This is a genomic window from Stackebrandtia sp., assembly GCF_035643755.1.
Lineage (GTDB): Bacteria > Actinomycetota > Actinomycetes > Mycobacteriales > Micromonosporaceae > Stackebrandtia.
In genome coordinates, this window is record NZ_DASQPW010000151.1 from 1 (window position 1) to 11,126 (window position 11,126).

An 11,126-nucleotide genomic window follows, 5' to 3' on the forward strand; every position below is an offset into this window, starting at 1 on the left:
CCGGCGTCGGCCGGGTCCTGCTGCACCGGCAGGCTCGCGGTGGTCGCCGCCGCCCGCGCCGCCGCGGTGGACGGATCCGCCGAGGAGGCCGCGGTGTTGTCGGCGGCGGCACCGGCGATGATCGGCGGGCCCTGGGGAGGAACCGGTCCGTCCACCAGGTCGGCCACCAGGACGGTGACGTTGTCGGGGGCCCCGCCCCGCAGGGCCAGCTGCAGCAGGCGATCCACGGCCTCGTTCGGGTCGGGGATGGTGCGCAGCGCCTCCTCGATGGTGTCGTCGTGTACCACACTGGACAGACCGTCGCTGCACAGCAGATACCGGTCGCCCGGCACCGCCTCGATGGTGGCGAAGGTGGGCTCGACCTCGTGGGAGCCCAGGGCGCGCAGCAGCAGGGAGCGCTGCGGGTGGTTCTCGGCCTCCTCGGGCGACAGCTGCCCCTCGTCCACCAGCATCTGGACGTAGGTGTCGTCCTTGGTGACCTGGGTGAGGCGGCCCTCGCGGAGCCGGTAGGCCCGGGAGTCACCGATGTGGACCATGCCGAGCCTGTTGTGCTGGAACAGAAACGCCGTCAGCGTCGTCCCCATGCCCTCCATCTGAGGGTTCTCTTCGACGGTGTCGCGGATGCGGGAGTTGGCCTCCTCCACCGCGTCGGCCAGCGCGACCGTCAGGTCGCCCTGCGGCTCGACGCCGTCCAGCCGCGACAGCACGGTGATCACGATCTTGCTCGCGAGGTCGCCCGCGGCCATGCCCCCCATGCCGTCGGCGACGGCGATCAACCGGGAGCCCGCGATCACGGAGTCCTGGTTCCCGCTCCGGATCAGGCCGCGATCGGAAACGGCGGCGTAGCGCAAAGTCAAAGTCATGGGCGAAGCTCGATGCTGGTTCGGCCGATGCGGATCGGCATTCCGGGGGGGACGGGGGTGGGACCGGTGACCTTATTGCGGCCGAGATAGGTGCCGTTGGTGGATCGCAGGTCCTCCAGGATCCACTGACCACCCCGCGGCACCAGCTGCGCGTGCCTGCCGGAGGCATAGTCATCGGTGATGACCAATGTGGAGTCGGGCGCGCGGCCGATCCGGATCGGCTGGCCCGACAGGGGAATCCGGGTGCCGCGCAGTTCTCCCTCGGTCACCACCAACTGACGGGGAACCTGCCCGGCGGCGGCGTCGCCGCCCGAGGCACGTCGGGGGGGCCGCCCCGCGACGGCCCCGGCCTTGCTCGAGACGAACACGTCCCGGCGGACGGCACGGGCCACCACGAAAACGAACACCCACAACAAAATCAGCAGGCCGAACCGGGCGACAGTGAAAATGAGATCAGGCACCCTGATGTCCTCTCAATCGCGCGGCCGATCGGCTGTCACAGACGGTACGCCAGACTATGTGGTGTTGGGTAACGCTCGCACGCGCCCTAGTTGGCTTGCAGTGTCAGTGAAGTAGTACCGAGCTGAATCATGTCGCCCGGCTGCAGCGAGACGGTGGAGATCCGCTGGCCGTTCACCAGGGTGCCGTTGGTGGAGCCCAGGTCGGTGACGAGCACCTGACCGCCGTCGAAGTCGATGCGGACATGCACCCGCGAGATGCCCACGTCGGGCAGCCGGATCTGCGCCTGCTCCCCGCGCCCGATGGTGGTCGAACCCATGGTGATCGCGTACTGCCGCCCGTCGCCGGACACCAGACGGGGGCCCGACGGCTGGGCGGGCTGACCGGCCGGGGCCTGGTCGTAGCCGCCGCCGGCGGGGGGACCATAACCGGGGCCACCCTGCGGGGCATGCTGGTCCTGTTGCGCCGCAACCTCGGCGATCACCCGGAACATCCCGGTGTCAAGACCCTCACCGCGCTCGATCTCGACGATGACATCGCCGTAGACCGTCCAACCGTGCTCACCAATGTGCTCCGCCTGCGACTGCGCCAACTCCTGAGCCAGGGCCGCGGCGTAGGGCGCCAAACGATCGTGATCGGGAGGAGACAGGTCGATCACGTAGCGGTTCGGCACCAGAATCCGCCCACCGGCAAGGATCGCCTTGTGCGACTCGGCCTCCCGCTGCATGGCTCCGGCGATCTCGACAGGGTGCACGACACCCTTGAATATCTTCGCGAAGGCACCCTCGAAGAGGCCCTCCAAGCGCTTCTCAAAGCGTCCCAGCACAGTCACCGGATCCTCCTTGCCATAACCGTTCAACACCACTGTGGCGCATGCTCACAGGACAACGATGGTATCGGGCGGAGTTAACGGTGTGCGCGGCGCGCGCGGCACTGCGTGTTAACCTTCCAGCCAAACCATGTCGCCCCAGACATGGCAAGCCTAAAGGCTATTGGCAAACCATGCCACGGGGCAGTCTGTCCGGTGCCCCTCGACCACCGCCCACCGGGGTCGTCCAAAGCCGGTGGAGCGCCTCCAACCCCTTGTGCTAATGTTCCTTTCGCTTCACGACAGCGACATTTCGTGGGCCACTTGCGGAAGTGGCGGAATGGCAGACGCGCACGGTTCAGGTCCGTGTGCCCGAAAGGGCGTGAGGGTTCAACTCCCTCCTTCCGCACGAATACGACGACATCGTGTCTTGCTCGGCAAGACCCGCTGGCCAGGTAGCTCAGTTGGTACGAGCGTCCGCCTGAAAAGCGGAAGGTCACCGGTTCGACCCCGGTCCTGGCCACCGAAGTACAGCATGACGAAGGCTCCGATCCTCAAGGGTCGGGGCCTTCGCCGTGTGCGGCCCCGTCCCATACCTCTTATCTGTGGCGCCGCCCGATCAACACTCCGAGCGTGGCAATAAGCGTAATTTGCCCGATTCGCTCGGTAGCTGATGTCCGCAGTCTTGGAAGGACGACCATGGCCCGCCGATCGCTGGTGTTCCTCAGCTGTCTGGGATTGGCGCTGATCGCACTCGTGCCCCTCGGACCCGCCGCGCAGGCCGCACCGGGCGATCCGTTCCCGTCCGGGCCGGGGCTGGTGTTCGTGGCGCAGGGAAACGCGCCGGGGGATCCCACGACGCTGTACACCGCCGAGCAGGGCACCGGCGAGATCACCTTCACGCGGCAGGGAACCGTCACCACCGGCTACAACGCCATGGGTTACCGCGCCGCCGACGGGTACCTGTACGCCATCAACAACAACGACGGGCTGGTGCGCATCGGCCAGGGCGGCGCCCTCACCGCGCTGGGCCAGGTCGGGTTGACGCACAGCACGTACAACTACAACCAGGGGACGTTCGGCGCGGGAGCCACCGCCGACACCCTCTATGTGCGGTTGGCCACCAGCGATCGCAACCTGTACGCCGTCGACGTCAACACGCGGACCACCACCCGCATCGCCCTGTCCGCCAACGTTCCCAACCTGTCGGACTTCGTGTGGCTCGACGGGTACCTGTGGGGCGTGTACGGCGAGGGCAACCGGCTGTACCGCATCGACCCCAACACCGGCGACGTGCTCAGCGTCGCCGGCGCGGGGCTGCCGCAGAACCCCTATGGCGCCCAATGGGTCTACGGCAACGGCAACATCGGCGTCTCCAACAACGTCACCGGGACCGTCTACCAGCTACAACTCAACAATCCGTCGTCCGACAACCCCTCGTTGACCCTGATCTCCTCGACGAAGGGACCGTCCAATACACAGAATGACGGAGCCTCCTACGCCGGAGCCCGGGCCGACCTGGGCATCGTCAAGGACGGCCCCGCCACCTGGACCGCGGACGAGGAACTCACCTACACGCTGCGGGTCCACAACTACGGCGACGGCGACTCCTCCGGCTACATCGTGACCGACGACCTGCCGTCCAAGCTCGTCGACCCGCAGACCTCGACGCCCGGCTGCGCGATCTCGGGGACGGGCGCCGACGCGGTCGTGCGCTGCACCGCCGCGGCCTTGGCGGCCGGCGACGATGGGCCCGCCATCACCATCACGGGTAGGGCGCCCGCCCAGGCGGGAACCGACTGCGCGGGCGACGGGATCACCAACACCGCGCACGTGCTGGGCAACGAGGCCGACCCGACGCAGACCAACAACACCGCCACCTCCACGGCCTGCCCGTCCGGCACCACACCGCCGTCGTTCGCCGTCTCCAAGACCGCCGATCCGTCCACACCGGACCACGCGAAGCCGGGCGACCGCGTCACGTACACCATCACCGTCACCAACACCGGCGGCAGCGCCTACACCGAATCCTCGCCCGCGTCGTTCACCGACCGGCTGAACAACGTCGTCGACGACGCGACCGTCGACGCCGACAGCATCACCGGCGGCGCCAGCCTGTCCGACAGGAACATCACCTGGTCGGGCCCGCTGGACGTGGGCGCCACGCACACCGTGACGTACCAGGTCGTGGTAGACGACCCCGACACCGGCGACCACATTCTGCGCAACGGCCTGGTCCCGGGCGGCACCGGCAGCTGTGCCAGCGACGGGGCCTGCGAGGTGGAGACCCCGATCGCCGACTTCACGGTCGCCAAGACGGCGACGCCGGATTCGGTGCGCGGCGGCGACACCGTGACCTACTCCCTGCGGGTGGTCAACACCGGCGCCGTGCCGTTGGGCTCCGGCGGGGGTTCGGTGGATCCCGCCGACGCCGTCGTGCAGGACTCGCTGGCGAAGGTGCTGCCGTACGCCGACTACAACAACGACGCCGACCACGGCGGCACCCTGAGCGGGGACACGCTGACCTGGCACCCGCGGCTGGCGGTGGGCGCCGAGACGACGCTTACTTACTCGGTGACCGTGCACGACGACGTCGACGCCTCGGCGGTCCTGACGAACGTCGCCACCCCCAACGATTACGGGCGCTGTCCGAGCGACGACGCCTGCACCACCCACACGCCGGTGCGGGCGTACACCGTGTCGAAGGCGGCGTCCCCGTCGACGGCGCGGCCGGGCCAGAAGGTGAAGTACACGGTCACGGTGACCAACAGCGGCGGCGCCGACTACACCACCGACGACCCGGCCTCGTTCACCGACGACCTGTCCGACGTGCTGGACGATGCCAAGTACAACGGCGACGCCAGCGGCGGGGCCACCGTCAGCGACGACACGCTGAGCTGGTCCGGGGCCCTGGCGGCCGGGGCGAGCAAGAAGATCACCTACTCGGTGACGGTGTCCGATCCCGATCGCGGCGACCGCCGCCTGACCAACGTCGTGGTCGCCGGCGGCGACGGCGGCTCCTGCGTCAGCGACAAGGACTGCACCACCACGGTCAAGGTGGTCAAGAAGGTGCCCGGCCCTGGCACGCATCCGCCCTCGCACGCCGCCGGTGGCGCGCCGATCCTGGCGGTCACCGGCGCCTCGGGGCTGATGACGCTGACGGTCCTGGCCCTGCTGCTGGTCGCCGCCGGCGGCCTGCTCACCTGGTGGGGCCGACCCGGACGCCGATAGCCGGAACCCCCGCGTCGCTGTCGCGATGCGGGGGTTTCCTTGGTGTGGAAGGGTTGTCAGATCACGCGGCGTCCAGCGCCTCGGTGATCTTGTGGGTCATGTCGACCATGGTGGGGCTGAGCTCTCCCTTGTGCGAGTGGGAGGCCGCCTTGATGGCGACGACCACCGCGGCGCGGTAGTGCTCGGCCTCGGCGGCGTCCTGCCGCTTCAGCAGGCTCATGGCCTCGGTCAGGGCGGGCAGCACGCGGTCGGCCAGGGCCGCGACGGACTTGCCGTTCAGCTCCCTGCCCTTGGGGTACTTGGCCAGCACATGGCCGATCTGGCCGGTGGCCGAGGCCAGGGCGATGGAGCCGTCGGTGGCGATGCGGTGCGGCTTGCCGCCAGCCACGCCCGCGGCCGACATCAGCGACACGGCGCCGTAGGCGCCCACCCGCAGGGTGGTCTTCTCGTCGTCGGACAGTGCGATGGACTGGATTGAGGAAGTGCTGTTGTTTGTCATGAAGCAAGCTTCCAAGGTTGACCAAAGGTCAAGGCAAGCCGGAGTCAATGTGACTCCGGTCACTGCGCTAATCGGCGTCGGCGAGCCAGGCGGTGAGGTAGTCGAGGTCCTGGCGCCACTGGGACTCGTCCGTGGGCGGCAGGATGTCGTCCCACATCGTCATGAACGGACCGCGCAGCTGCAAATGCCCCAGCGGACGGGCCAGGAACCACAGCTGGAGGTGGGCCGAGCCGTCCCCCCACCGGCTGACGTGCACCCGGGCCACGGAGTCCAGCGAGCGGATCGCCCGCTCCAGCCGCACGGTGAGGACGCCCAGCTCGGCGGCGTGCATGGTCGACAGGTCCCCGAGATCCAGGTGGGCCCGGGTCTCCAGGATCACCACGACCGGCAGCCCCGAAGGCTTCGGCGGGGACTTGACGCGCCAGCGCTCATTCGCCCACAGATAATCCTCGTCCCCGGCGCGGCAGGACGAGCAGTCACCGGGCTCCTCGCCACGGCGCGGCGGCTCGTTGTCGGCGGGTTCGGCGATGGGCTTGAGCCGTAGGTCGCCCTCAAAGGGAAACGCGGGCCAGGTGACGAAATCGGGAAGCTTGGGAGAACGGGGATTTCCTGCCACCCATAGAAGTTACCGCACAACGGGTCGCCGCACGGTGGCGCGCCCGCGTCCATTGTGTCGGGAATTGTTCAGCGCAGCCGGCGCCACATGATGATGTCGTCGCGATAGTCGGTGTCGGAGACCTTGACGGCGCCGGGCAGGCGGCCCACCTCGACGAAACCGTGGCGGCGATAGAAGTCCTCGGCGCCGGTGCCGGTGCGCACCTTCAGGCTGAGCGCCTCGAGATTGAGGACGCCGCGGGCCACCGCCTCGACGGATTGCAGCAGCCGACCGCCGATCCCGGAACCCTGGCAGTCGGGGTCGACCTGGACGTGGCGGACGTTGCGCCAGTTCTGGCGCGGCGGGGAGTCGTTGGAACTCAGCACGCACCACGCGACGACGGAGCCGCCCTCGGTAAGAGCCACCAGCGAATCGCTGCCGTCGATGACGCGCGACAGGATCGAGACCGTGTGGGGGCGGACCGTCTCCTCGGTCACCGGCGCCACGAATCCCACCGAACCGCCGGCGTTGGTGACCTTCGTCCACAGGCGGGTGAGGTCCTCCACGAGACCGGCGGTGACCGGCGGGTCGATCAGCACCTCGACGGCGGCGGGTTCGGTGACGCTGGTGGCGGTGGAAGCATGCACGCGCTCAACAGTGCCCGACACTGGCGGCTCCTACCAGGCGATATCTCATATTCCGGTACGGATCACGTCGCCCGATCCGCGGGGATGCCCATGGTCCCGGCGATCCGCTCGAGGTCGGCGACGCTGCCGAACTCGATGGTGATCTTGCCCTTCTTCTGTCCCAGCGCGACCTTCACCTTGGTGTCGAAGTGATCCGACAGCCGGTCGGCCAGATCGGTGAGCCCGGGCGAGTGAAGCCTCCCGGTCCGCTTGGCGGCCGGTGTTTCACGTGAAACCTCCGCCTCCTCGGCGGCGGTCACCTCCAGGGTCACCAGCTCCTCGATGGCGCGCACCGACAGCCCCTCGGCGATGATGCGCTTGGCGAGCTCGTCCTGGCGCTGCTCGGTCGACAGCCGCAGCAGGGCGCGGGCGTGCCCGGCGGACAGCACCCCGGCGGCCACCCGTCGCTGCACCACCGGCGGCAGGCTGAGCAGACGGATCGTGTTGGAGATCTGGGGGCGGCTGCGGCCGATCCGGCGGGACAACTCCTCCTGGGTCACCCCGAACTCCTCGAGGAGTTGTTGGTAGGCCGCGCCCTCCTCCAGCGGGTTGAGTTGGACCCGGTGGATGTTCTCCAGCAGCGCGTCCCGGAGCAGATCCTCGTCCTTGGTCTCGCGGACGATCGCCGGGATGGTCTCCCAGCCGAGCTCGCGGGCGGCGCGGGTGCGGCGCTCGCCGACGATCAGCTCGTAGGAGTCGCCTGCCTGCCGCACCGCGATGGGTTGCAGCAGACCAACCTCCGCCAGCGAGACCTTGAGCTCCTCGATGCCCTCCTCGTCAAAAACCTGACGCGGCTGCTTCGGGTTGGTGTCGATGGAGTCCAGGGGAATCAGCCGGAAGCTGGCGCCGGGCACCGGAACCAGATCCGGGCCGTCGTCCTCCTCGTCCTCCTGCGGCGTTTCACGTGAAACTTCGGCGGCCGCCGGCGCGTACACCCCGACGGGGGAACGCGGCTCGGGGACCTCCTTGGTGGCAACGGCCGCCGGCGATGTTTCACGTGAAACGTCCGCCGCCTCCTCGGCCGGTTCCGGAGCCGCATCCGGCGCCTCCGACGGAATCAGCGCCGCCAGGCCCCGACCCAGTCCACCCTTCTTGCGCATTACGCCGCTCCCATCGCCGCGCCGCGCTTGGCGATTTCTTCTGCGGCCTCGAAGTAACTTGTCGCCCCGCGCGAACCGGGGTCATAGGTCATCACCGATTGGCCGTAGCCCGGCGCCTCGGACACCCGGACGCTCCGGGGCACCACGGCCTTCAGCACGGTGTCGCCGAAGTGGGTGCGAACCTCCTGCTCCACCTGATCGGCGAGCTTGGTTCGCTTGTCGTACATGGTGAGCAGGATCGTCGAGACGTTCAGCTTCGGGTTCAGGTGAACCTTCACCAGCTCGATGTTGCGCAGCAGCTGGCCGAGGCCCTCCAGCGCGTAGTACTCGCACTGGATCGGGATCAGCACCTCCTCGGCCGCCACCATCGCGTTGACCGTCAGCAGCCCCAGCGAGGGCGGGCAGTCGATCAGGACATAGTCCAGCGGATGCGGGTAGGTGGCCAGCGCCTTCTGCAGGCGGCCCTCGCGGGCCACCACCGACACCAGCTCCACCTCCGAACCCGCCAGGTCGATGGTCGCCGGCACGCACACCAGGTTGGGGATGCCCTCCACCTGCTGGGTCACCTCGCCGAGCGGCGCGGCCTCCACCAGGGACTCGTAGATCCCGGGGGTTCCGGCGGCGTGCTCGACGCTCAGGCCGGTGGACGCGTTGCCCTGCGGGTCGAGGTCGATCACCATCACCCGGTTGCCGTGCAGGGCGAGCGCCACGGCGAGGTTCACCGCGGTGGTGGTCTTGCCGACGCCGCCCTTCTGATTCGCGATGCCCAGCACCCGGCGCCGGGTGGGGCGCGGCATCAGCACGTCGCCCGAAGGGTTCAGCACCTTCACGGCCCGCTGCGCCTCGCGCGCCAACGGCAGATCGTCATCCCACGGGGACGGCCACTCCTGGGTATCGGAGTCGGCCGCCGGTTCCTCGGTGCGAGCGGTATCGGACTCAATGGCGCGCAGGTCGGCCCCGCGCTGATCCATTGCTTGATCAGGTCGCATCTGTTCTCCGTGTTTCCATGGATTGCCTTGCTGATCTGCTCGATCTCTTAAATCATCGGGACGCGTCGCGGAGCTCAGAACCTCACGGATTCTCTCGCGACTCGCGGATCCCTCTTCACGGTCGTCAGGCACCCCGCCAGACTACGGCCCTTTGATCGCATTTCCCAACACCCACCCCGGGTTTCACGTGAAACATTCTCCCCAGGCGCAAATTCAGACCGAGTGGTACATCCGAATCACCGTGGTGGGGGTCTCGAGCAGCCCCGTGCCGCATCGCACCACCGACACCCGCCGCGCGCCGCGCTTGCCGATCGTCCTCTCGTGCTTGGCGATCTCGTCCGCCGCCGAAGCCCCCTTGATCGCCAGCACCTGGCCGCCCCGCCGCGCCAGCGGCAGGCACCAGTGGGCGAGCTTGTCCAGCGGGGCTAGCGCCCGGGAGGTCACCACGTCCGCCTTGCCGCGGGGGCGCACCTCCTCGGCGCGGGAGCGGACGACCTCCACGTTCGAAAGCTCGAGCCGCTCGATCGCCTCCTCCAGGAAGGTGGTGCGCCGCTCCATCGGCTCCACCAGCGTGATCCAGAGATCCGGCCGGACGATCGCCAGCGGGATCCCCGGAAGCCCGGCCCCGGACCCGATGTCGAGGACGTCGGCGGAGGGGTCGATCAGCTCGGCGATCACGGCGCAGTTCAGGATGTGGCGGTCCCAGAGCCGGTCGGACTCGCGCGGGCCGATCAGGCCGCGCCGCACGCCCTCGGTGGCGAGCAGCTCCGCGTAGCGCTCGGCCAGCGGCAATTGGGTGGAAAAAACGGCGGCGGCCGATTCAGCCGCCGCCGTTTCACGTGAAACCTCGCTCATTCCTCGACCGGCCGCACCACGATCCGCCGGTTCGGCTCGGTGCCCTCGGACTCGCTCTCGACGCCCTCGGTGGCGTTGATGATGTCGTGCACGCACTTGCGCTCGAACGCGCTCATCGCCTCCAGGCGCACCATCCGACCGGACTCCAGCACCTTGGTCGCCGTGCGCTCCGCGAGCTCGCCGAGCTCCTTGCGGCGGTTCGCCCGGAATCCACCCACGTCCAACATCAGTCGGGAGTGGGCTCCCGTCTGCCGGTAGATCGCCAGCCGCGCCAGCTCCTGCAGGGATTCCAGGGTCGCCCCGTTGGGACCGATCAACTTGCCGAGGCCCTTGCCCACGATCTCGACCACGGGACGGTCGCCCGCGGTGAGCTCGTCGATGTCACCGTCGCTGTCGATGATGTCCAGAAAACCCTCGAGGTAGTCCGCCGCGATCTCGCTCTCGGCAAACAGGTCGTCGGTGCTCACGGCGTTCTCGTCCGTCTCTGGGGCTGTCGAGGTCTCCGCTTCACTTATTGGCGCCACGTGTGGCACCCCCCTTCTTTCTGTTCGATGGTTTCGCGCCCGGCTTGGGGGCCTGCGACGCCTTGGCCTTCGCCTGCTCTTGTTTCCGCTTGAGTTCCTGCGCGGCCTTGGAGGCGCCCTCCTGCTTGGCCTTCGCCGGCTTCGCCCCGACCTTGGGGGCCGAGGCCTTGGCGCGCTCCTGCTTCTCGCGCATTTGCTCGTCGTACTTCTTGGTGCCGCGCTTGGCGGTGATGCCGCCGGTGGCGTCCGTGTTCGCCTTTGGCGGCGGGTACTTGCGCAGCACCCAAATCTGCTGTCCCAGCGAGAAGGAGTTGTTGACCACCCAGTACAGGATCACGCCGCTGGGGAAGATGCCGCCGGAGAACAGCAGCATGAACGGGATGCCGTAGAGCATCAGCTTCTGGATCATCCGCTGCTGCGGGTCGGCGTTCCATCCCGTCTTCAGGATCATCTGGCGGGAGGTGAGGAAGGTGGTCGCGATCATCAGCGCGACCAGGATGCCCGTCACGATCTTCAC

12 protein-coding genes and 2 tRNA genes are annotated in these 11,126 nt (G+C 68.5%); 3 read left to right on the forward strand and 11 right to left on the reverse strand.

Going from position 1 to position 11,126, the window contains the following annotated elements; genetic code table 11:
* The 3 genes from VE172_RS11555 to VE172_RS11565 form a co-directional block, all read right to left on the reverse strand.
* A partial coding sequence (locus tag VE172_RS11555; protein ID WP_324801473.1) for a PP2C family protein-serine/threonine phosphatase occupies positions 1 to 863 on the reverse strand: 863 nt, incomplete at its 3' end.
* Positions 860 to 1,324, reverse strand: a complete 465-nt coding sequence (locus VE172_RS11560; protein ID WP_324801476.1) for an FHA domain-containing protein FhaB/FipA — start codon at positions 1,322 to 1,324, stop codon at positions 860 to 862. The genes VE172_RS11560 and VE172_RS11555, both read right to left, overlap by 4 nt.
* Before the next feature lie 86 nt (positions 1,325 to 1,410).
* Positions 1,411 to 2,154, reverse strand: coding sequence for a DUF3662 and FHA domain-containing protein (locus VE172_RS11565; RefSeq protein ID WP_324801478.1), 744 nt, complete (start codon positions 2,152 to 2,154; stop codon positions 1,411 to 1,413).
* A 302-nt stretch (positions 2,155 to 2,456) separates the two neighbouring features.
* On the opposite strand from VE172_RS11565, the gene VE172_RS11570 reads away from it, so the two are divergent.
* From VE172_RS11570 to VE172_RS11580, 3 genes are all read left to right on the forward strand, one after another.
* Positions 2,457 to 2,539, forward strand: a tRNA-Leu gene (locus tag VE172_RS11570).
* A gap of 40 nt (positions 2,540 to 2,579) precedes the next feature.
* A tRNA-Phe gene (locus VE172_RS11575) sits at positions 2,580 to 2,653 on the forward strand.
* A gap of 176 nt (positions 2,654 to 2,829) precedes the next feature.
* Positions 2,830 to 5,361: a DUF6923 family protein gene (locus VE172_RS11580; protein WP_324801482.1), complete on the forward strand. Its 2,532-nt coding sequence runs from the start codon at positions 2,830 to 2,832 to the stop codon at positions 5,359 to 5,361.
* Between the two features lie 61 nt (positions 5,362 to 5,422).
* Here the strand turns inward: VE172_RS11580 and VE172_RS11585 are convergent, their stop codons facing one another.
* The 8 genes from VE172_RS11585 to VE172_RS11620 form a co-directional block, all read right to left on the reverse strand.
* On the reverse strand, positions 5,423 to 5,860 hold the full coding sequence (locus tag VE172_RS11585; protein ID WP_324801486.1) for a hypothetical protein: 438 nt from the start codon (positions 5,858 to 5,860) through the stop codon (positions 5,423 to 5,425).
* A gap of 67 nt (positions 5,861 to 5,927) precedes the next feature.
* On the reverse strand, positions 5,928 to 6,476 hold the full coding sequence (locus tag VE172_RS11590) for a hypothetical protein (RefSeq protein WP_324801489.1): 549 nt from the start codon (positions 6,474 to 6,476) through the stop codon (positions 5,928 to 5,930).
* A gap of 68 nt (positions 6,477 to 6,544) precedes the next feature.
* A complete protein-coding gene (locus VE172_RS11595) occupies positions 6,545 to 7,102 on the reverse strand; it encodes a GNAT family N-acetyltransferase (RefSeq protein ID WP_324801491.1) in 558 nt (185 codons plus the stop codon).
* 62 nt (positions 7,103 to 7,164) lie between these two features.
* Complete coding sequence (locus tag VE172_RS11600) at positions 7,165 to 8,241, reverse strand: ParB/RepB/Spo0J family partition protein (protein ID WP_324801494.1); 1,077 nt, start codon at positions 8,239 to 8,241, stop codon at positions 7,165 to 7,167.
* A complete protein-coding gene (locus tag VE172_RS11605; protein WP_324801496.1) occupies positions 8,241 to 9,230 on the reverse strand; it encodes a ParA family protein in 990 nt (329 codons plus the stop codon). The genes VE172_RS11600 and VE172_RS11605 overlap by 1 nt, the downstream gene beginning before the upstream one ends.
* Positions 9,231 to 9,443: 213 nt before the next feature.
* The gene (gene rsmG / locus VE172_RS11610; protein WP_324801499.1) at positions 9,444 to 10,085 is read right to left on the reverse strand and encodes a 16S rRNA (guanine(527)-N(7))-methyltransferase RsmG; all 642 of its coding nucleotides are present in this window, start codon (positions 10,083 to 10,085) and stop codon (positions 9,444 to 9,446) included.
* A complete protein-coding gene (locus tag VE172_RS11615) occupies positions 10,082 to 10,600 on the reverse strand; it encodes a Jag family protein (protein ID WP_349258347.1) in 519 nt (172 codons plus the stop codon). Before VE172_RS11615 ends, rsmG begins: the two co-directional genes overlap by 4 nt.
* Positions 10,593 to 11,126 (reverse strand): YidC/Oxa1 family membrane protein insertase (locus VE172_RS11620; protein WP_324801506.1); only part of this gene is annotated, 534 nt, incomplete at its 5' end. The genes VE172_RS11615 and VE172_RS11620, both read right to left, overlap by 8 nt.

Bases quoted from the DNA above. Each gene is read 5' to 3' on its own strand.
- VE172_RS11580 (WP_324801482.1), top strand. From the start codon at position 2,830: ATGGCCCGCCGATCGCTGGTGTTCCTCAGCTGTCTGGGATTGGCGCTG.
- VE172_RS11585 (WP_324801486.1), bottom strand. From the start codon at position 5,860: ATGACAAACAACAGCACTTCCTCAATCCAGTCCATCGCACTGTCCGAC.
- VE172_RS11600 (WP_324801494.1), bottom strand. From the start codon at position 8,241: ATGCGCAAGAAGGGTGGACTGGGTCGGGGCCTGGCGGCGCTGATTCCG.
- VE172_RS11605 (WP_324801496.1), bottom strand. From the start codon at position 9,230: ATGCGACCTGATCAAGCAATGGATCAGCGCGGGGCCGACCTGCGCGCC.
- rsmG (WP_324801499.1), bottom strand. From the start codon at position 10,085: ATGAGCGAGGTTTCACGTGAAACGGCGGCGGCTGAATCGGCCGCCGCC.